The following is a 22,225-nucleotide window of genomic DNA, read 5'->3' as shown; positions in this document are numbered from 1 at the left end:
TACTCGATGGAACCGTCGGCGCGCCAGCGCGCCAGGTCGCCAGTGCGGTACATGCGACCGTGGTTGAACGGGTCGCGCAGGAAGCGTTCTTCGGTCAGATCAGGTCGATTGAGGTAACCCCGGGCTACACCGGCGCCGCCCACATACAGCTCTCCGGCCACACCAACCGGCACCGGACGCTGCTGTTCATCGAGCAGGTACACCGTCGCGTTGGCGATCGGTTTACCGATGTGCAGCGCCTGCCCCGCCCGGACAATGCCCGAGGTGGCCACCACGGTAGCCTCGGTCGGGCCATAGTTGTTCACCACATCGAACGACTGCTGACGGTTGAACTGACGCAGACGGTCGCCACCGATCAGCAGTGTGCGCAGGGTCGGATGTTCGAGGTTCTGGCTGAACGCGTATTCGGCCACCGGGGTCGGCAGGAAGCTCACGTCCAGCGGCTGCGCGCGCCACCAGTCGAGCAACGCATCCACGTCTTCGCTGCCGTCGCGGGCCGGTGCCAGATGCAGGGTCGCGCCGGCGCACAGGGCCGGCCAGACTTCCCAGGCCATGGCGTCGAAGCCGAATCCGGCGAGGCTCGACGTATGGCGACCGGCGCACAGATCGAATGCCTTGCAGTGCCAGTCGACGAGGTTGCTCAACGTATGGTGTTCGACCATCACGCCCTTGGGCAAACCGGTGGAACCCGAGGTGTAGATGACATAGGCCAGGTGTTCGCGGGTCAGGCCCGGCACCTGCGGATTACCGGTCTCGGTGTCCGGCCAGGCCTGCAAATCGAGGTCGATCACCGGCACGTCCAGCGCCGGCAGTCGATCACGCAAATCACTCAGGCAGAGCACCGCCACCGGCGCGCTGTCGCTCAGCAGATAGTTCAGACGCTCCGCCGGATGCGCCGGATCCACCGGCACATAACCGGCCCCGGCCTTGAGAATGGCCACCAGCCCCACCAGCGTATCCAGCCCGCGGCGGGCGACGATGGCCACGCGATCATCAGGGCGAACGCCCAGGCTGATCAGATGATGGGCCAGTGCGTTGGCCTGCCGGTTCAGCTCGGCAAAGGTCAACGCCTGCCCCTGACAGACCGCCGCGACCGCTGCGGGCCGCTCGATCACTTGCGCCTCGAATCGCTGCGCAATGGTCAGCCCCGTCACAAACTCCGCATGGGTGTCATTGAACGCAACCAGCAACTGTTCACGCTCGTGAGCCTGAACCATCTCGAGCTGTTCCAGCTGCGCCTGATCGTTGGCGACCATCGCGTGCAGCAACTGCTCGAAGTAGCCGACATAACGCTGGATCGTCGATTCATCGAACAATGCCGTGGCGTATTCCAGCACGCCGCGAATGCCGTCGCGGGTTTCGCCCAACGTCAGCGACAGGTCGAACTTGGCGAAGCGGGTCGGACCGGCCACGTTTTCCAGCGCCATCTCCCCCAGTTCCAGCGCCGGCCCTGAGCTGCTTTCCCAGCTCAACGTGGTCTGGAACAACGGACTGTGGGACAGGCTACGCGCCGGCCGGGTGACTTCCACCACCTGCTCGAACGGCAGGTCCTGATGGGCCTGGGCCTGCAATGTGAGGGTCTTGACCCGGGCCAGCAGCGCCTCGACGCTGAGCCCGCCGGACGTGTCGATGCGCAGGGCCAGGGTATTGATGAACAAGCCGATCAGCCCTTCGATTTCCGCACGACCACGGTTGGCAACCGGCGAGCCGATCACAACGTCCGACTGGCCGGACAAGCGACTGAGCAACAGGGCCCAGGCGCTCACCATCGTCATGTACATCGTCACGCCATGGCGCTGGCTCAGGGCCTTAAGGCCGGCGCTCAGCGGTTCGTCCAGCCGGAACTCGACACTGCTGCCGGTGTAATCCTGCTGCGCCGGACGCGGACGGTCGGTCGGCAGCACCAGCAAGGTCGGGGCCCCGGCGAGGGTTTGCTGCCAGTAATCGCTCTGTTGTTGCAGCACTTCGCCGCTCAACCAGCGGCGTTGCCAGATCGCGTAGTCGGCATATTGCAGCGCCAGTGGCGGCAGCGGATCGGCCTCACCCTGGCTGAACGCTTGATACAGCGCCATCAGTTCACGGGTCAGCACGCCCATCGACCAGCCGTCGGAAATGATGTGGTGCAGGGTCAACAGCAACACATGGTGATCGTCGGCCAGCCGCACCAGACATCCGCGAATCAACGGATCGTTCTGCAAGTCGAACGGGGTCGAGGCCTGTTCACGGATCAACGCCTGCATGGCGTCGTCGGCGTGCGGATGCTGACGCAGATCCTCGACCCGCAGCAGCACGCCGCTGTCCACCGGCGCAATCATCACCTGCACGTCATCGTCGTGCGGGACGAAACGGCTGCGCAGGGTTTCGTGGCGGTCGATGATCCGCGCCAGTGACCGTTGCAGCGCCGCCTCGTCGAGATGACCGCGCAAACGCAGGCCCAGCGGGATGTTGTAGGCGGTGTTGACCCCTTCCATCCGCGCCAGAAACCACAGCCGCTGCTGGGCGAACGACAGCGGCAGCGCGCCGTCCCGTGGCACCGGCAACATGGCCGGTTGCGAGCTGCGCCCGGCCTGGGCCAGCACTTCGGCGACCGCTGCCAGTTCGGCATTGGCAAACAAGTCGCTCAGGGCCAGTTCGACGCCCAGACGTTGGCGAACCTGGGACACCATGCGCATCGCCAGCAACGAGTGGCCACCCAGTTCGAAGAAGTGATCCCGGCGCCCGACCTGCCCGACCTGCAGCACTTCGCCCCAGATCCGTGCGAGCGCGATTTCCAGCTCGCCGTGCGGTGCTTCGTAATGGCGGGTGAACAACGCCGCGCGATCCGGCGCTGGCAGGGCCTTGCGGTCGACCTTGCCGTTGGCGGTCAGCGGCAATGCGTCCAGTCGCACGAAGGCCGCTGGCACCATGTACTCGGGCAACTGCGTCAGCAGACAAGCGCGCAGCTCGGCCACCGGTTGCGGTTCGACCTGAGCCTGTTCGGTGTAATAGGCGACGAGGCGCGGCTGGCCGGGTTCGTCTTCACGGGCCAGCAACACCGCTTCCTGAATGCCGGGGAGCTGGTTGAGACGGGTTTCAATCTCGCCCAATTCGATGCGCACGCCGCGAATCTTCACCTGATCGTCGTTGCGGCCCAGGTATTCGAGGGTGCCGTCGTCCTGCCAGCGAGCCAGGTCACCGGTGCGGTACATGCGCCCGCCGTTGAACGGATCGTCGAGAAAGCGTTCGGCCGTCAGGTCCGGACGGTTCAGATAACCCCGGGCAACCCCGGCGCCACCGACATACAACTCCCCCGCTACGCCGATGGGCACCGGACGTTGCTGCTCATCCAGCAAATACACCGTGGCATTGCTCACCGGGCGACCGATGTGCAGCGTCTGCCCCGCTTCGACCTTGCCCGAGGTCGCCACCACCGTGGTTTCGGTCGGACCGTAATTGTTGATCACATCGAAATGCCGGTGACGGCTGAACTGCCGCAGGCGATCCCCGCCGATCAACAGTGTGCGCAAGGTCGGGTGTTCGAGGTTTTGACTGAAGGCATATTCGGCCACCGGCGTTGGCAGGAAGCTCACATCCAACGGTTGCGCACGCCACCAGTCGAGCAAGGCGTCGATGTCTTCGTTGCCGTCGCGGGTCGGGGCCAGGTGCAGCGTCGCGCCGGCACACAGGGCGGGCCAGACTTCCCAGGCCATGGCGTCGAAGCCAAACCCGGCAAGGCTTGAAGTGTGACGACCGGCGCACAGATCGAACGCGCCGCAATGCCAGTCGACGAGGTTGGACAGGGTGCGGTGTTCGACCATCACGCCCTTGGGCAGACCGGTCGAGCCCGAGGTGTAGATCACGTAAGCCAGATGTCCGGCGGTCAAGTCCGGCACCTGCGGATCAAGGGCCAGGCTCAGTGGCCAGGTGCGGCGGTCGAGGTCGATCACCGGGACGTCCAGTGTCGGCAACCGATCACGCAGATCGCTCTGGGTCAGCACCACCGCCGGGGCACTGTCGCTGAGCAGGTAGCTCAGGCGCTCGGGCGGATGCGCCGGGTCAACCGGCACATAACCGGCCCCGGCCTTGAGAATCGCCAGCAGTCCCGCCAGCGTATCGAGCCCGCGGCGGGCGACGATGGCCACGCGATCATCAGGACGAACACCCAGGCTGATCAGATGATGGGCCAGGGCGTTGGCGTGCAGGTTCAGCTCGGCGTAGGTCACTTGTTCACCGAGGAACACCGCCGCCACCGCTTCCGGTCGTTCGATGACTTGCGCCTCGAAACGCTGATGAATCGTCAGCCCTTGCGGGTAGTCGGCCCGGGTGGCGTTGAAGTCGCGCAGGATCTGCTCGCGCTCCGCGTCCGGGAGGATCGACACCTGGCTGACCGGTGAATCCGGCGCCTGTTCCAGTGCGGACACCAGCCCGTTCAGGGCGCCGAGCATGTAATCGCACACCCGTTGCGGGTCGACTTCAGTGGTGGCGAGCAGGGTCAGGCTGAAGGCTTCGCCCAGGTCGTCGATACTCAGGGTCAGCGGATAGTTGGTGCGCTCTTCCGAGTGCAGGGTGGTAATGCCTTCCCATGCCGACAGGGTTTGTGCGCTGGCCGAAGCGGCGCCATGGCTGTGACGGTAATTGAGCAAGGCGCTGAACAGCGGCGTTGGCGCGGCCACGCTGCTGCAGCGCTGGGCCAGCGCCAGCGGCGCGTGTTCATGGCGCATCAAGGTGGTCAGGCGTGCGTGGGTCGCCTGCACGGCGCTGCGCACGCTCTGAGCATCGACGTCCACTCGCACCGGCAAGGTGTTGATGAAGATGCCCAGCGCCCGGTCGGTGGCTTCGGCACCTTGCAGACGCCCCATCAGTACCGTGCCGAACACCACGCGTTGCTTGCCGGCGAGCGTGGCCAGCACCTGCGCCCAGGCCAGGTGAAACAGACTGGCCGCACTCACCCCGAGCTGCCGTGCCTGCCCCCGCAGGCGTTGACCCAAGGCCGGTTCGACAGGCACGCTCAGTTCGGTGATGCCGTGCCCGTCGCCCTGCACATCCTGCAGACCGAATGGCAGGGTCGGCTCGTCGATGTCGCCGAGCATGTCGCGGAAAAATGCTTCGTGCTCCTGTTCGGAGACACCCAGCCGCGCCTGCGCCACGTAATCCCGAAACGCGATCGGCCGCCCCAGCAGATTGCCCTGCCCCGTGAGGAACGCACGCATCTCATGACGCACCACGTCGAGCGCCGAGTGATCCAGCGCCATGTGGTGAAACAGCAAAGTCGCGACCACCCGCTGCCCGGCTTCGTCCCAGGCATGGGCCAGGCGCATCATCGGCGCCCGGCTTACATCCATGCGGAATTCCCGGGCATCGAAACGCTCGTGCAAGTACGCCAGCGCATCGCCTTCGGCATCGATCTCTTCCACCGGTAATCCGGCCTCACGCCAGACCACTTGCTGCGGCGTATCCAACCCCTCCCAGACTACCGCCGTACGGAGGATGTCGTGGCGGTCGATGACGGCCTGCAAAGCCTCAACGAAGGCGTTCAAACGCCCGCGATCAGCAAAGGCGAAATGCGCCTGCATCACGTACGGATCGCCCTGGGTGGCGCTGACATGGTGGTAAAGAATGCCTTCCTGCAATGGCGCCAGCGGGTAGATGTCCTGCACATTGGCCGCGCCGCCCGGTACATTGTCGACCAGACGGTCGATGGTCGCCTGATCGAGTTCGGCCAGGGTCAGCATCGCCGGTGTGATGCGCGTGGTGCCGGGTGCAATGCCATTGGCCGGCACGTCGACCTGACCGCTCTTGGTCGCTGAATATTGCCCGGCCTTGATCAGCTCGATCAGCGCCGGTTTGTGCTCGCGCAACAGCGCCAGCACTGCCGGATCGCTCAGCGCCTGTTTGTTGCCCTGAACGCGCAACTGGTCGTCGGTGACCGCCAACTGGATGTCTTTCGCTTTAAGTGTTGCCAACAGTTCGATCACGTTCACAGGACGATCTCCATTCTTTCCGTAATTGCGGCGTATCCGGCCAGGGTCGGTTGTTCGAACAACGCCCTGACCTCGGCTTCCATGCCTTCCTGACGTAACCGGCCGATCAGACTGACCGCCAGCAATGAGTGCCCGCCCAGTTCAAAAAAGTTGTCGTGGCGCCCTACCCGCTCCACGTTGAGCAGCTCGGCCCACAGTCCGGCGAGGAGGATTTCCACCTCGCCGACCGGGGCTTCGTATTCACGGGTGATAACCGAGGCCTGATCCGGTGCCGGCAAGGCCTTGCGGTCGAGCTTGCCGTTGGGGCTCAGCGGCAGCGCATCGAGGTGCACGAACACCGCCGGCACCATGTAATCCGGCAGGTGCTCCAGCAGGTGACCGCGCAGCACATCGATTTCCAGCCGGGCGCCGGTGTAATAGGCGACCAGTCGTTTGTCCCCCGGCACATCTTCGCGAGCCAGCACCACCGCTTCCTGCACGCCGCCGATGTCGGTCAGGCGGGACTGGATTTCACCCAGTTCGATGCGCAGGCCTCGGATCTTCACCTGATCGTCGTTGCGGCCCAGGTATTCGATGTTGCCGTCGGCCAGATAACGGGCGACGTCGCCGGTGCGGTACAGGCGGCCGTTGGGCTGGAACGGATCCTGAAGGAAACGTTCGGCACTCAGTTCTGGACGGTTCAGGTAGCCGCGCGCCACTTGCACACCACCGATGTACAGCTCGCCGACCACGCCTTGCGGCACCGGTTGCTGTTGGGCGTCGAGGATGTACATCCGGGTGTTGGCGATCGGTTTGCCGATTGGCGTGTTGTCCGGGGTTTGCTCCAGCGGACCAGAGCAATCCCACGCCGTGACGTCCACTGCCGCCTCGGTCGGGCCGTAGAGGTTGTGCAAACCACTGTTCGGCAATTGCTGCTTGAAGCGCCGCACCAGACTGCCCGGCAAGGCCTCGCCGCTGCACATCACCTGACGCAAACCGTTGCAACGGGCTGTGTCGCCATGGGCGAGGAACACGTCGAGCATCGACGGTACAAAGTGCAGCGTGGTGATGCGTTCGCGTTCGATTATTTCGCTGAGGTACAGCGGATCCTTGTGACCGCCCGGACGAGCCATGACCAGTCGCGCGCCGGTCATCAACGGCCAGAAGAATTCCCACACCGAGACGTCGAAGCTGAATGGCGTCTTTTGCAGCACTGAATCTTCAGCCGTCAGGCGATAAGCGTCCTGCATCCACAGCAAGCGGTTGACCACCCCGCTGTGCTCGTTGATCACGCCTTTCGGCTGACCGGTCGAACCCGAGGTGTAGATCACGTAAGCCGTGTGTTGCGGAGTCAGCCCATCGACGTAAAGGTTATCCGCCGACAACGATTGCCAGGTGTCGTGACCCAGATCGACCACCGGCACCGCGACTTCACCCAGCAACGAGCGGGTCGAGCCCTGCACCAACACTGCCGACGGCGCACTGTCCTCCAGCATGTAGGCCAGCCGCTCCAGCGGATACGCCGGATCCAGCGGCACATAACCGCCGCCAGCCTTCAGAATCGCCAGCAACCCGACCACCATCTCCAGCCCGCGCTCGACGCAGATCGCCACCCGCGCATCCGGGCCAACGCCCAGTCCGCGCAAGTGATGGGCCAAGCGATTGGCCCGAGCATTCAGCTCGACATAACTCAGTTGCTGCTCGCCGGAAAGCACCGCCACAGCCTGTGGCGACCGCAAGACCTGCGCTTCGAACAGACCGTGAATGCTCTGCTGAAGGTCATAACCGACATCGGTCGCGTTGAAGTCGAACAACAGTCGCTGCCGCTCCGCCCCCTCAAGAACCGGCAAACGATTCATCGCCTGCGTCGGTGCCTGTTCCAGCGCCTCCACCAACGCCAGCAACGCCGTCTGCATGTAGCCGCAAATCCGCTGCGCGCCAATGTCCGCCGGCACCATGGCAATCAGCGAGAAGCCGTTGCCCAGGTCATCGACGTTCAGGCTCAGCGGGTAGTTGGTGCGCTCTTCGCTGCTCAGGGTCTCGATGCCTTGCCAGGCCTGAACCACGCTGTCCGCATGCTCGGCGCCGTGGCTGTGTCGATAGTTGAGCATCGCGCTGAACAACGGCGACGGCGCCGTGATCCCGCTGCAACGCTGGGCCAGTGCCAGCGAAGCGTGTTCGTGGCCCAGCAACGCAGTGAGACGCTGATGCGTCGCCTTGACCGCCTCGCGCACCGGGGTTTCGCCCAGATCGACCCGCAACGGCAAGGTATTGATGAACATGCCCAGTGCGCGGTCGGCGCCTTGGCCGCCCTGCATCCGGCCCATCAGCACGGTGCCGAACACCACGTTGTCCTGCCCGGAGGTCGCCGCCAGTACCTGGGCCCAGGCAAGGTGGAACAGGCTGGCCACGCTGATGCCCATCTGCCGCGCCTGACTGCGCAGACGCAGACTCAGGCCGCTGTCGATTACCTGCTGCACTTCCTCGATGCCGCGTCCGTCACCGCGCACATCGCGCAGGCTGAACGGCAGGGTCGGCTCGTCGATGTCGCCGAGCATGTCGCGGAAAAACACTTCGTGCTCCGATTCCGTGACACCCAGACGCGCCTGTGCCACGTAATTGCGATACGGCACCGCCGCCGGCAACGGCTCGTCGGAACCGCGCAGGTACGCCTGCATTTCGTGGCGCACCACTTCCAGCGCGGTGTGGTCGAGCACAATGTGATGGAACAGCAGCATCGCCACCACCCGGCCACGGGCCGGATCCCGGGCATACACCAGACGCAGCAACGGCGCCTGGGCGATGTCGAGGCGGTAATGCCGGGCATCGAAACGGGCATGCAACTGTTCAAGGATGTCGCCGGCCGCAGGATCCAGCACGACCTCCTGCACCACCAGTTCAGCCTGACGCCACACCACCTGCACCGGCACGCTCAAGCCTTCCCACACCACACCCGTGCGCAGCACGTCATGGCGGTCGATGACCTGTTGCAACGCCGCGCTGAAACGCTGCACACGTTCAAGACTGTCGAATGCAATACGCGATTGCAGCAGGTACGGATCGCCTTCGCCCGCACTCAAGTGATGGTAAAGAATGCCTTCCTGCAACGGCGCCAGCGGATAGATGTCCTGCACATTGGCAGCGCCGCCCGGCACGCTGGACACCACGCGGTCGATGGCGGCTTGATCCAGCGTCACCAGCGTCAGCATCTGCGGAGTGATGCGAGTGCAACCGGCGGCGATGCGATTGGCCGGCACTTCGATTTCACGACCGCTGCCCACGGCCGCAGCCAGCGCGGCCAGGGTCGGCTGACTGAACAGCACCCGCACATCGGTGCTCAGGCCGATCTGGCGCATGCGTTCGATCAGGCTCACCGCCAGCAGCGAGTGCCCGCCCAGTTCGAAGAAGTGATCTTGGCGCCCGACCCGCTCGACGTTCAGCACCTCGCCCCACAGTCGGGCCAGGGCGATTTCGGTCTCGCCGAGCGGAGCCTCGTACTCGCGCACCAGCACCGACTCGGCGCCGGGAGCCGGCAGTGCCTTGCGATCCACCTTGCCGTTGGGGCTCAGTGGCAGGCTGTCGAGCGCGACGAAGGCCGACGGCACCATGTAGTCCGGCAGGCATGCGAGCAAGTGTTCACGCAACGCCTCGATCCCCGGTTGCCTGGCCTCGGCGTGCCAGGTGAAGTACGCCACCAGACGTTCTTCACGCACCAGCACCACGGTTTCACGCAGGGCCGGATGGCTGAGCAGTTGCGCTTCGATTTCACCCGGTTCAAGGCGCAGGCCACGCAGCTTGACCTGGAAGTCGTTGCGCCCGATGAATTCGAGCTGGCCATCGGCGCGGTAGCGCACCAGGTCACCCGTGGCGTACAGCCGATCGCCGGCCACGAACGGGCTCGGGATAAACCGTTCGGCCATCAATTGCGGCAGGCCCAGATAGCCCCGCGCGACCCCGGCACCACCAATGAACAACTGACCTATGACGCCCATCGGCACCGGCCGCTCGGCGGTATCCAGTACATACAGACGAGTGTTGTTGATCGGTCGCCCGATCGGCAAGGCGTTGTCCGGCACCGGCATCGACGGCTCCAGCGTCCACACCGTGCTGTCGACCGTGGCTTCAGTCGGGCCGTAAACGTTGTGCAAACGCACCTGCGGCAGGCGCTCACGCACAAGGCGAGCAAGCGCCGGTGTCAGGTCGCCTCCGCCGCAGAACACATCGGTGAGGCTGCTGCACTGGCTGACGTCGTCGTGTTCGAGGAACTGTTGCAACAGCACCGGCACGAACTGGATCACGTTGATCCGCTGTTCACGAATCACCTGCGCCAGATACGCCGGCTCGCGGTGTCCGTCAGGACGCGCCAGCACCAGTCGCAGCCCGGCGCTCAACGGCCAGAACAGCTCCCAGACCGAGGCATCGAAACTGAACGGGGTTTTCTGCAACAGGGCACCTTCCTTCACGGCCAGGCAAAGTTGCGAACTCCAGTGCAGCAAATTGCCGACGCCGCGGTGCTCGACCATCACGCCTTTCGGCGCACCGGTCGAACCAGAGGTGTAGATCACGTAGGCCAGGTTCGACGCGCTCAGGCCTGGCACTTGCGGGTTGTCCTGCGGGTTGAATGTCCAGTGAGCCTGATCCAGATCGATCACCAGCGCACTACTCTCACCCAGCAACTCACGAGTCGCCCCATGCACCAGCACCGCAACCGGAGCGCTGTCCTTGAGCATGTAATCCAGACGTTCCGCCGGATACGCCGGGTCCAGCGGCACATAGGCACCGCCCGCCTTGAGGATGCCGAGCAGACCGACCATCAGTTCCAGCCCGCGCTCGACGCAGATCGCCACCCGCGAATCCGGCCCCACACCCAGCTCGCGCAGGTGATGGGCCAGACGGTTGGCCTGAGCGTTGAGTTCGGCGTAGGTCCGCCGCTGCTCACCGGCCTGCAACGCAACGGCTTGCGGCGTACGTTGGACTTGCGCTTCGAACAGCCCGTGAACGGTTTGCTCCAGATTGTCTGCGGTGCCGGTGGCGTTAAGGTCGTACAGCACCTGCTGACGTTCTGCACCGTCGAGGATCGGCAAGCGATTCAGCGGCTGATCCGGTGTCTGTTCCAGGGCATCCGCCAGTTTCTCCAGCGCGGTCTGCATGTAGTTGCAGATGCGCTGCGAACCGATGTTCGCCGGGGTCATGGCGGTGAGCACGAAACCGTTGCCCAGATCATCGACGCCCAGGCTCAGCGGATAGTTGGTGCGTTCTTCGCTGCTCAGGGTCTCGATGCCTTGCCAGGCCTGACGGACGCTTTGTTGTTGCGCCTCGTCGGCGCTGTGCCGGTAGTTGAGCATCGAACTGAACAGCGGCGACGGCGCGGCCACCCCACTGCAACGCTGGGCCAGCGCCAGCGAAGCGTGCTCATGACCGAGCAATGCGCTCAGACGTGCATGCGTCGCCCGAGCCCCTTCGCGCACCGGGGTTTCACCGAGATCGACCCGCAGCGGCAAGGTGTTGATGAACATCCCCAGCGCCCGGTCGGCCCCCTCGCCGCCCTGCATCCGGCCCATCAGCACCGTGCCGAACACCACCCGCTCCTGCCCGGATGTCGCCGCCAGCACCTGACCCCACGCAAGGTGGAACAGGCTGGCCACGCTGATGCCCAGTTGCCGGGCCAGGCTGCGCAGACGCTGGCCGGTTGCAGCCGTCAGGGCCTGTTGCGTTTCCTCGATGTCGCGACCGTCGCCTTGCACATCCTGCAAGCCGAACGGCAGGGTCGGCTCGTCGATGTCGCCGAGCATGTCGCGGAAGAATGCTTCGTGGTCCTGCTCGCTGACACCCAGCCGCGCCTGCGCCACGTAATTACGATAAGGCACCGCTGCGCCCAGCGAGGCTTCGCGCCCTTGCAGGCAGGCGAGCATTTCGTGCTGCACCACGTCCAGCGCGGTGTGATCCATCACCACATGGTGGAACAGCAACATCGCGACCACCCGATCGTGGGCCGGATCACGGGCATACACCAGCCGCAGCAACGGTGCCTGACTGATGTCGAGGCGGTAATGACGGGCATCGAAACGCCCGTGCAATTGCTCGAGGATGTCGCCCTGTGCAGGGTCGAGCACGATTTCCTGCACCGCCAGTCCGGCGTGACGCCACACCACCTGCATCGGCGCGGCCAGTTCCTGCCAGATCACCGCCGTGCGCAGGATGTCGTGGCGGGCAATGACCTGACGCAGCGCCGCCGCAAACGCTTCCACACGTTCGACGCTGTCGAAGGCCAGCCGCGATTGCAGCAGGTACGGGTCACCCTGCTCCGCGCTCAAGTGGTGATAAAGGATGCCTTCCTGCAACGGTGCCAGCGGATAAATGTCCTGCACATTCACGGCGCCGCCGGGCACCGTGGCAACGATGCGGTCGATGCTCGACTGATCCAGTTCGGCCAGGCTCAACAGGTCCGGGGTGATATGGGTGCAATCAGCAGGAATGCGGTTGGCCGGTACTTCGATCTCACGACCGCTGCCCACCGCAGCGGCCAGCGCAGCCAGTGTTGGCTGGCTGAACAGCACGCGCACATCGGTATTCAGGCCGATCTGGCGCAGACGTTCGATCAGGCTGACGGCCAGCAGCGAATGGCCGCCCAGTTCGAAGAAGTTGTCGTGGCGACCGACCTTTTCCAGCTTCAGGACATCGGCCCAGATCTGCGCCAGGGCGGTTTCCACCGGGCCCTGCGGGGCTTCGTATTCACGGCTGAGCCAGGCGTTCTGACCCGGCTCCGGCAAGGCCTTGCGGTCGAGTTTGCCGTTGGCGGTCAGCGGCAACGTGTCGAGTCGCACATACGCCGCCGGGATCAAGGCTTGCGGCAGAAGCCCTTGCAGATGATTGCGCAAGGCTTCGATATCGGCCGGTGCCCGTTCGGTGAACCACACCAGCAACTGCCCGTCGCGCACCAGCGCCACGGCGTCCTGCACCGTCGGATGGCTGGCCAGTGCGGCTTCGATTTCCCCCAGTTCGACCCGCACGCCGCGCAGTTTCACCTGATCGTCGTTGCGGCCCAGGTATTCGATATTGCCGTCCGCCAGCCAGCGCGCGAGGTCGCCGGTGCGGTACATCCGCGCCTGTGGCTGGTCGCTGAACGAGTCGGCGAGGAAGCGTTCGGCGGTCATTTCAGGACGGTTCAGGTAACCCCGCGCCACGCCGGCGCCGGCCACATACAACTCGCCCGTGACACCTACCGGCACCGGACGTTGCTGGTCATCGAGCAGATAGATGCGGGCGTTGGCCATCGGCTTGCCAATGTGCAGCGGCTGACCGACTTCCACCGGGCCGGAGGTCGCGACCACCGTGGCTTCGGTCGGGCCATAGTTGTTGATCACCGCAAAGCGCTGCGCACGATTGAACTGACGCAGTTTGTCGCCACCGATCAACAAGGTGCGCAGGGTCGGGTGTTGCAGCTCGCGGCTGAACGCATATTCGGCCACCGGCGTCGGCAGGAAACTCACCTGCAACGGCTGCGCCCGCCACCAGTCGAGCAATTCGTCCAGGTGTTCATTGCTCACCGACTCCGGCGGCAGGTGTAGGGTCGCGCCGACGCACAGCGCCGGCCAGACTTCCCAGGCCATCGCATCGAAACCGAACCCGGCAACGCTGGCGGTGTGGCTGCCGGCGTGCAGGTCGAAGGCTTCGGCATGCCAGTGCACGAGGTTTTCCAGGGTCGCGTGTTCGACCATCACCCCTTTCGGCTGGCCGGTGGAGCCCGAGGTGTAGATGACGTATGCCAGATTTGCCGGAGTCAGGTACGGCAGTTGCGGGTTGCTGTCGGGCAGGTGTTGCCAGGCGTCGCTGTCCAGATCGATCACCGGCATCATGCCCGGCAGATCCCGGGTCGAGGCCTGGACCAGCACGGCCACCGGATCGCTGTCCTGCAACAGGTAGGCAATGCGCTCTGCCGGGTGCGCCGGATCCACCGGCACATAACCGGCGCCAGCCTTGAGAATCGCCAGCAGCCCGACCAGCATCTGCGGCCCGCGACGCACGCAAATGGCGACGCGGTCGTCCGGTTGCACGCCGAGGCCGATCAAGTGATGGGCCAGTTGGTTGGCGCACTGATTGAGCTGACCGTAGGTCAGCTGTTGCGTACCCTGAATCACAGCGAGGGCATTCGGGTTGCGCCGGGCCTGCGCCTCGACCAGTGCGTGAATCGTCGCGCCACGGGGATAGGCCGTGACCGGGGGATTGAAGCCCTCGACCAGGCGTTCCAGTTCCGCAGTCGAAAGGATCGGCAAGCGGTTCAACGGTTTTTGCGGCGTCTGTTCCAGCGCCTGCACCAGTTGCTCCAGCGCGGTGTGCATGTAACTGCAAATCCGTTGCGCACCGATCTGGCTCACCGCCAGAACCGACAAGGCAAACCCTTCACCCAGATCGTCCACGCTCAGGGTCAGCGGGTAGTTGGTGCGTTCTTCGCCACCGAGTTTCTGCACGCCCTCCCAGATTCCCTGGCCGTTCTGCGACGACTGCGCAGGCGCGCTGTGACGGTAGTTGAACAAGGCACTGAACAGCGGCGACGATGCCGCGACACCACTACAACGCTGGGCCAGCGCCAGCGAGGCATGTTCATGCCCCAGCAGCGCGGTCAGTCGTACATGGGTTGCCTTGACCCCGTCCCGCGCGCCGGCGCCGACATCGATGCGCAGCGGCAAGGTGTTGATGAACACCCCCAGCGCCCGGTCGGCGCCATCGCCGCCCTGCATCCGCCCCATCATCACCGTGCCGAACACCACATCGCGGCGGTTCGACAGCACGCCCAGCACTTGCGCCCAGGCCAGGTGCATCAGGCTGGCGGCACTCACGCCCAGTTGCCGCGCCTGTTCACGCAGACGCACATTGAGTTCGGTGGCCACCGGTTGCAGCGCTTCCTCGATGCCGTGACCGTCGCCCTGCACGTCCCGCAGACCGAGCGGCAGGGTCGGCTCGTCAATGTCGCCGAGCATCTCGCGGAAAAACGCTTCGTGTTCCTGCTCGCTGAGCCCCAGGCGCGCCTGGGCCACATAGTTGCGATAAGGAATCGGTGCCGAAAGGCTATCGACCTCACCGAACATCACACCGCGCATTTCATCGACGATCACTTCCAGCGCGGTGTGATCGAGAATCAGGTGATGAGACAGCAGGATCGCCACCACGCGCTGCTGCTTCGGATCTTCGGCAAACACCATGCGCAGCAGCGGCCCCTGGCTGATGTCGAGGCGGTAGTGACGGGCGTCGAAGCGCTCGTGCAATTGTTCAAGGATGTCGCCGTTTGCTGAATCCAGTGCAACGTGCTGAACCACCAGTTCGGCGTGGCGCCACACCACTTGATGAGGCGTCGCCAGGCCTTCGTGGACAACGCTGGTGCGCAGGATGTCGTGGCGTGCGATGACCTGCTGCAAGGTGTCGGTGAAGGTGCGCAGGCGCTCGACACTGTCGAAGGCCAGCCGTGATTGCAGCAGGTACGGATCGCCCTGCTCCGCGCTCAAGTGGTGATAAAGGATGCCTTCCTGCAGCGGCGCCAGCGGATAGATGTCCTGCACGTTGGCGGCGCCGCCCGGCACCGTGGCGACGATCCGGTCGATGCCGGCCTGGTCCAGTTCGGTCAGGCTCAGCAGGTCCGGGGTGATGCGCGTGCAATCAGCAGGAATGCGGTTGGCCGGCACTTCGATTTCGCGACCGCTGCCCACCGCCGCTGCCAGCGCGGCCAGGGTTGGCTGGCTGAACAGCACGCGCACGTCGGTGCTCAGGCCGATCCGGCGCAGGCGCTCGATCAGGCTCACCGCCAGCAATGAATGGCCGCCCAGTTCGAAGAAGTTGTCGTGGCGACCGACCTTTTCCAGCTTCAGGACATCGGCCCAGATCTGCGCCAGCGCGGTTTCCACCGGGCCTTGCGGGGCTTCGTATGCCTGGCTGAGCCAGGCGCCCGGATCCGGCAGCGGCAAGGCCTTGCGGTCGACCTTGCCGTTGTTGTTCAGCGGCAACGCGTCGAGTTGCACCCAGGCCGAGGGCACCATGTATTCTGGCAGGCGCGACTGCAATTGTTCGCGCAGGCTGGCGCTGTCAACGCCCTCCTCGGCTGTGAAATACGCCACCAGACGCAGCGGTTCCTGGCCGTCCTGACGGGCCAGCACGATGGCTTCCTTGACCCCTTCGCAGTTCAGCAGGCGGTTTTCGATTTCTCCCAGTTCGATGCGGAAACCACGGATTTTCACCTGATCGTCGTTGCGGCCGATGCATTCCAGTTGCCCCGGCGCCACCCAGCGTGCGAGGTCACCGGTGCGGTACAGCAGCGCGCCCGGCTGATCGCTGAACGGGTCTTGCAAGAACTTTTCGGCGGTCAGGTCCGGGCGATTCAGATAGCCCAGTGCCACGCCTTGCCCGCCGATGTACAACTCGCCGGTCACGCCCATCGGCACGGGTTGCTGACGGGCATCTAGTACATACACCTGAGTGTTGGAGATCGGTCCGCCAATCGGCACGCTGTCGGCATCTTCTGCCACTTCGCGCACTTCGAAGGTTGTGGCGTAGGTGGTGGTTTCGGTCGGGCCGTAGCAGTGGACGATACGCAGGTCCGGCGCCTCGGCCAGCAAGCGGCGGAAAGCGGCCGGATCGGCACGTTCGCCACCGCACAACACCATGCGCAGGCCTTTCAGTGCCTCGGGGATCAACTGCACGTACTGGTTGAACAGCGCGGTGGTGACGAACAGGATCGTGACGCCCGAAGCCGCCAATACCTGCCCGAACGCGTTTGGATCAAGCAAGGTGTCGTGATCGATCACCACCACGCGCCCGCCGTTGAGCAGCGGCCCCCAGACATCCATGGTGCTGGCGTCGAACGCCGGGTTGGAGGCGAACGCCACGCGATCCTGCGCATTGAAATCAGCGTAACCGTTGTTGATCACCAGTCGACCGATGGCCCGGTGCGGCACCATCACCCCCTTCGGTGTGCCGGTGGAACCGGAGGTGTACATGATGTAGGCCAGGGACTCGGAAGACTGCGGCAAATCCGGGTTGTGAACCGGTTGCGCGTCCAACGACAGCAAATCCAGATCAATCCGGCGCACAGCGTAATCAGCCGTTTCAGTGCTCAAGGTCAGCAGCGCTTTCGCCCGACAATCCTCAACCATGAACGCCTGACGCTCGGCCGGCGCGTTGATGTCCAGCGGCACATAAGCCGCCGCGCATTTGCCGATGCCCAGTTGCGCGACCAGCAGATCCAGCGACCGCGGCAGCAGGATCGCCACGTGGTCGCCCGGTTGCACGCCCTGTCCGATCAAGTAATGGGCCAGGCGATTGGCCCGTTGATTCAACTCTTCATAAGTCAACGCCGCGCGGCCATGCACCACCGCCACCGCTTGCGGTTGCTTCGCCATCTGCTGTTCGAACAGGCTATGAACCGTCGAACCCGACGGGTAATCCCGGTGGGTGGCATTGAACCCGGCCAGCAATTCCCGCCGTTCCTCCGACGGCAAAATCGACAACTGATCGACACCCCGTTGCGGGGTCTGCTCCAGCGCCTGCACCAGACTGTCGAAGGCAATATTGATGTACTCGCAGACCCGCGCCCCATCGATGCCCGGCACCGCCTGCACACTCAGACGCAAACCTTCGCCAAGGTCATCGACGCTGACCACCAGCGGGTAGTTGCTGCGCTCGCGGGAGCTGAGCAGTTCAATGCCATCGAGGGTCAGGCCCGCCGCCTGCGGTGCGCTGTGACGATAATTGAGCAACGTGCCGAACAGCGGCAACGCCCCCGAAACCCCGCTGCAACGCTGGGCCAATGCCAGCGACGCTTGTTCATGCGCGAGCAATTGCGCCAGCCGTTCATGGGTGGCGAGCACACTCTCGCGCACCGCGGTGGCGGTCACGCTGACCCGCAGCGGCAAGGTGTTGATGAACAGGCCCAACGCCCGGTCGGCGCCCTCGCCGCCCTGCATCCGCCCCAACAGCACCGTGCCGAACACCACCTCGTCCCGGCCGCTGATCTGCGCCAGGACCTGCGCCCAGGCCTGGTGCGCCAGACTCGCCACACTGATACCGAGCCGCCGTGCCTGCTCGCGCAGACGCAAGGCCAGCGCGGTGTCCAGCGTAAGTTGGCTGTCGATCACTGCGCTGCCGTCGCCGTGCACGTCCTGCACGCCGAACGCCAGGGTCGGCTCGTCGATGTCGCCGAGCATGTCGCGGAAAAACCCTTCGTGCGCCTCGACATCCGCGCCGAGTCGGGCCTGTGCGACGTAGTTGCGGTACTGCACCGGGGTAGCCAGTTCGGCGGCGTGACCGTGCAGCACGCTGTTCATCTCGCTCACCAGCACTTCCAGCGCGGTGTGATCGAGCATCAGGTGGTGCATCAGCAGGATGCCGACCCAGCGCTTGTGCTGCGGATCCTCGGTGTAGGCAAAACGCATCATCGGTGCGCGGCCCAGGTTCAGACGGTAGTCACGCGGGTCGAAAAGCGCCTGCATCTGTTGCAGCACGTCGCCATTCAGTGCTTCATCATCCACCCGCTCAAGCGCCAGCGGCGCCGCACGCCAGACCACTTGCACCGGCTCTTCGAGGCCTTCCCAGATCACGCTGGAACGCAGGATGTCGTGGCGCGCGATCACCACGTTGACGGCGCGGACGAACGCCTTGACCGACTGGATCCCGTCAAACACGAATTGCGCCTGCAACACGTAAGGATCGCCGGCCGTTGCCGCCATGTGGTGATACAGAATGCCTGCCTGCAACGGCGCCAAGGCGTAGATGTCCTGCACGTTGGCGACGCCACCGGGCACACTTTCAACGATCCGGTCGATGCCGGCCTGATCGAGTGAGGCCAGGGGCAGCATGTCGGGCGTGATGTGTTGGCAGTCAGGGGTGATGCGATTGACCGGTACTTGAACGCCGGACGACCCGCCCAGGGTTGCCGCCAGTCCCGCCACGGTTGGCCGGCCGAACAGGACCCGCACATCGCAGCTCAATTCCTGCTGGCGCATGCGCTCGACCAGCTTCACGGCCAACAGGGAATGGCCGCCCAGCTCGAAAAAATTGTCATGACGCCCGACCTGCTCGACGTTCAGCAGGGTCTGCCAGATTTCGGCGATACGGCATTCCACCTCGCCGACCGGCGCCTCATACCCGCGCAGCAACTGGCCGCTTTGATCCGGGGCCGGCAAGGCCTTGCGGTCGAGTTTGCCGTTGGGGCTCAGGGGCATGGCGTCGAGATGGACGAACGCCGTCGGCACCATGTAATCCGGCAGCTGCTCCAGCAGATGGCTGCGCAGTTCACCGATGTCCAGCAGTACACCGCTGTAGTACGCCACCAGCCGTGGATCGCCGGCCACGTCTTCGCGCACCAGCACTTCGGCGGCGAGCACGGTGTCGAGTTGCATCAGCCGCGCCTGGATTTCCCCGAGTTCGATACGCAAGCCGCGAATCTTCACCTGATCGTCGTTGCGACCGAGGTATTCGAGGTTGCCGTCGGCCCGATAGCGACACAGGTCACCGGTGCGGTACAGCCGCGCATTAGGCTGGTCGCTGAACGGATCGTCGAGGAAACGCTCGGCGGTGAGCGACGCAAGATTCAGGTATCCACGCGCCACCTGCACGCCACCGATGTACAGCTCACCGGCCACACCCAGCGGCAGCGGTTGCAGTTGGTCGTCGAGAATGTACAAGCGGGTGTTGCTGACGGGCCGGCCGATTGGCAGCAGCACCTCTGGCACCGGCATCGACGGCTCCAGCGTCCACACCGTGCTGTCGACCGTGGTTTCGGTCGGGCCGTAGACGTTATGCAAGCGCACCTGCGGCAGACGCTCGCGGACTTGACGGGCCAACGCCGGCGTCAGCTCACCGCCACCACAGAACACATCTGTGAGGCTGGTGCACTGGCTGACGTCTTCCACGTCGAGGAACTGTTGCAACAGCGCCGGAACGAACTGGATCACGCTGATGCGCTGCTCGCGTACCACTTGCGTCAAGTACACCGGTTCGAAGTGCGCATCGGGGCGCGCCAGTACCAGACGCAGACCCGATGTCAGCGGCCAGAACAGCTCCCAGACCGAGGCGTCGAAACTGTAAGGGGTTTTCTGCAACAAGGCGCCGTCTGCCACAGGCGGGCACACTTGCGAGCTCCAATGCAGCAGATTGCCCAGGCCACGATGCTCGACCATCACCCCTTTCGGCGTGCCGGTGGAGCCCGAGGTGTAGATTACGTAGGCCAGGTTCGAAGCATTCAGGCCCGGCACCTGAGGACTTTGATCGGGGTAGTCCTGCCAGTGATCCTGATCGAAATCGAGCAGCGGCACGCCACCCGCCTCGAACAGCGCCCGGGTCGCGCCGTGCGCCAGCAGCGCCACCGGCGCGCTGTCCTTGAGCATGTAATTCAGGCGTTCCGCCGGGTACGCCGGATCCAGCGGCACATAAGCACCGCCGGCCTTGAGAATGCCCAGCAGGCCGATCACCAGTTCAGGCCCACGTTCGACGCAGATCGCCACCGGTGTATCCGGCCCGACACCCAGCTCACGCAAGCGGTGAGCCAGACGATTGGCTCGCGCATTGAGTTCAACATACGTCAGTGATTGCTCACCGGACTGCAACGCGATGGCCTGCGGCGTGCGCTGAACCTGAGCCTCGAACAGGCCATGAACGGTCCGCTCCAGGTCGAGCTCGACGCGGCTGTCATTGAAGCCCACCAGCAATTGCTGCCGCTCCTGCTCCGGCAAAACCGGCAACTGGTTGATCAGCGTCTGGGGCGATTGCGCCAAGGCATCGAGCAAGCCGTCGAGTGCGGTTTGCACATAGGCGCAGACCCGTTCGGCACCGATGCCGGTCGGGGCGATGGCAGATAACCGGAAACCACTGCCCACGTCATCGACGCTCAGGGTCAGCGGATAGTTGGTCGGTTCCTTGCCACTCAGGACCTGGACGCCCGGGGCCAGTTCGATCACCGTGGCAACATCACCGACAGCGCTGTGGCGATAGTTGAGCATGGCGCTGAACAACGGTGTCTGTGCATTCAACGCGCTGCACCGCTGGGCCAGTGCCAGCGAGGCCTGTTCATGGGCGAGCAAGGCGCTCAACCGCCGATGCGTAGCGAGCACGCCGTCGTGGACGCTTTGCGCGCCGACATCGACCCGCAACGGCAAGGTGTTGATGAACATGCCCAGCGCCTGCTCGCCGCCGTCGCCCGCCTCCATGCGCCCCAGCAACACCGTGCCGAACACCACCGAGGTGCGCCCGGACAACTGGCCCAACACACGCGCCAGCGCCAGGTGCATCAGGCTCGCCACACTCACGCCGAGTTGCCGCGCCTGCGTGCGCAGTCGCAGGTTCAGTGCGTCGCTGAGTGTCAGCTGCGCGTCTTCGAAATCCTGTCCGCCGCCCTGAACATCCTGCAACCCCCACGGCAGTGTCGGCTCGTCGATATCGCCAAGCATCTCGCGGAAGAACGTTTCGTGGGCCTGCTCATCGAGCGCCATGCGCGCCCGCGCCAGGTGATTGCGAAACGGCACCGCCGGCGCGACGTGTTCGCTTTGTCCTTGCAGCCAGGCCTGGATTTCCCGGCGCACGACATCCAGCGCCACGTGGTCGATGATCATGTGATGGAACAGCAGCAGCGCGACGATCCTGTCCTGTGCCGGATCCCGTGCATAGACCAGGCGCAGCAGCGGCGCCTGTTGCAGATCGAGGCGCAAATGACGGGCGTCGTAGCGCGCCTGCAACTGACTGAACACGTCCGTGGACGTGTCGAGCTGCACCTCTTCGCAGACCAGCGGCGCCTGGCGCCAGACCACTTGCACCGGTTCGTCCAGGCGCTCCCAGACAAACGAGGTGCGCAGAATGTCGTGACGATCGATCACCCATTGCAACGCCTGGGCAAACGCATCGAGGCGCTGATGACTGTCGAACGTGAACTGCGCCTGTTGCACATACAGATCGCCTTCGCCGGCGGCGAGGTGCAGATACAGCATGCCTTCCTGCAACGGCGCCAGCGGATAGATGTCCTGCACGTTCGCCACGCCGCCCGGCACGGTGGCGACGATGCGGTCGATGGCCGGTTGATCCAGTTGCACCAGCGGCAGCATGTCCGGGGTGATGCGCAGCGCCGGACTCGACCAGTCGCCGCCATGGCTCGCCACCAGCTCCAGCAACTGCGCCTTGTGTTTGGCGAGGCTGTCCCAAAGCGCGTCGTCCAGCGCCTCGTCGTCGCCCAGAATGACCAGGTCTTCATCGTCCTGTTGAAGGCGGATCGCATGGGTGGAAATAACAGCCATCAGCTCGCGAAATTGCAT

Annotated in this window: 2 protein-coding genes (1 of these 2 cut by a window edge); both read right to left on the bottom strand. The window is 64.6% G+C overall.

Features of this window, described 5'->3' with window-relative positions:
• Positions 1 to 5,960, bottom strand: partial view of a non-ribosomal peptide synthetase gene (locus M5B44_RS09760; RefSeq protein WP_248739000.1) — the beginning only. Its footprint begins 8,689 nt before the window's first position; 5,960 of the gene's 14,649 nt are visible here — the first part of the coding sequence; the start codon lies at positions 5,958 to 5,960; its stop codon lies beyond the left edge, outside the window.
• Complete coding sequence (locus tag M5B44_RS09755) at positions 5,957 to 22,225, bottom strand: non-ribosomal peptide synthetase (RefSeq protein ID WP_248738999.1); 16,269 nt, start codon at positions 22,223 to 22,225, stop codon at positions 5,957 to 5,959. The genes M5B44_RS09760 and M5B44_RS09755 overlap by 4 nt, the downstream gene beginning before the upstream one ends.

The organism is Pseudomonas sp. MWU12-2029 (assembly GCF_023242425.1).
Lineage (GTDB): Bacteria > Pseudomonadota > Gammaproteobacteria > Pseudomonadales > Pseudomonadaceae > Aquipseudomonas > Aquipseudomonas kribbensis.
This window is presented reverse-complemented; position numbering and strand designations above follow the sequence as displayed.

What these genes read in the sequence shown, in the direction of transcription:
- M5B44_RS09755 (WP_248738999.1), bottom strand. Translation starts at nt 22,225, where the DNA reads ATGCAATTTCGCGAGCTGATGGCTGTTATTTCCACCCATGCGATCCGC.